The organism is Sphingomonas sp. IBVSS2, from assembly GCF_002127225.1.
Taxonomy (GTDB): domain Bacteria; phylum Pseudomonadota; class Alphaproteobacteria; order Sphingomonadales; family Sphingomonadaceae; genus Sphingomonas.
Genome location: NZ_NFUR01000001.1, coordinates 1 through 1,581 on the forward strand (window position 1 = coordinate 1; position 1,581 = coordinate 1,581).

General features: G+C 65.6%; 1 protein-coding gene. It reads left to right on the forward strand.

The annotated features are described in order from the left end of the window. Positions 1 to 1,581: TonB-dependent receptor (locus CAP40_RS20075; protein ID WP_218822092.1), on the forward strand; the 1,581-nt coding region annotated here is incomplete at both ends.

The following is a 1,581-nucleotide window of genomic DNA, read 5'->3' on the forward strand; positions in this document are numbered from 1 at the left end:
CGCATCGACGTGCTGAAGGACGGCGCCTCGTCGACCTATGGCGCCGACGCGGTGGCCGGCGTGATCAACGTCATCACCAAGAAGGAGATCAAGGGCCTGCACGCCAATGTCTCGGCCGGCATCTCGCAGCGCGGCGATGCGGGCGAGCGGCGCGCCGACCTGACCTGGGGCTATGGCGACCTGAACGACCAGGGCTTCAATTTCTACGTCAGCGGCGAATATATGAAGCAGGACCCGCTCTGGGCGCGGGACCGTGGCTATCCGTTCAACACGACGGACTGGAGCCGCATCTGCAACGCCGGCGGCGCCTGCATGCACAATCTGAACTGGAACGGCATCAGCCCCGATGGCACGATCAACGGCCTTTCCTCGCTTCCTGGCATCCCCATGATCCGTCCGGTGACGACGCCGGGCAACGCCAGCGGTTCGGGGCGGTTCTCCTATATCAACCCCTCTCTCGGCTGCGGGCGCTGGACGCCGTTCCAGCTCTCGGCGGCGCAGATCGCGGCATTGGGTTCCGCGCCCGCGAGCGGCCAGGTCTGCCAGGGCAACCAGGCGGAATATCTGATGCTGCTGCCGGATGTGGAGCGCTTCGGCGTGTCCAGCCGCTTCACCGCCAATATCGGTGATTCGCATCAATTCTACGCGCAGGCCAACTATTACAAGACGTCCACCGTCGGGACCGCCACGCCGCACGCCTTCAGCGGCACGATGCCGGATCCGACCACGGTGGGCACCTATAGCGTCATCATGCCGGTCTATGTCTGCGCGAGCGGCGTGGGCACGCCCAACGGGCTGAACACCGGCTGCAACGCCACCAACGGCGTGCTCAACCCGCAGAATCCCTATGCCGCGGCCGGCCAGACCGCGCAGGTCCTGTTCCGCTCCGAGCGGCCCCGCAGGGACGAGGCGATTTCGCGCACGCTGCGCGGCACGATCGGCCTGTCGGGCCAGATCGCGGGCTTCGACTATTCGGCGAACTTCGTCGCCGCCAATTCGAAGCTCACCCGCACCCAGTATAATTATGTGATGGCACAGCGGGTGATGGACGTGCTCGCGCGCGGCACGTTCAACTTCACCAATCCGTCCGCGAACCCGCAGAGCGTCTGGGACTATATCATGCCAGACAACACCGCCGTGTCGAACTCGGACCTTTGGCAGGCGACCGCGAACCTGTCGCGGCACGTGCTCGATCTGCCGGGCGGCGGCGTGGATGCGGCGGGCGGCATTTCCTATCGCTATGAATCGATCGAAGCGCCGAGCGCCAATCCGGGCAACGACGCGCATCCCTGGGAGCGCTATTACAATATCAACGCGGTCGGCACCTCGGGCAGCCGCAAGGTCTTCTCGGCCTTTGGCGAAGTCCAGGCGACCGCGCTGGAGAAGATCGAGCTGAACCTCTCGGGCCGCTACGACAGCTATTCGACCGGGCAGAAGAACTTCTCGCCCAAGGTCGGCGCCAAGTTCACGCCGATCCGCGCCCTGGCGATACGCGGCACCTGGTCGAAGGGCTTCCGCATCCCCAGCTTCAACGAGGCCTTCGGCCTGCCGACCACCGGCTTCGTGACCCGTGGCGGCGGC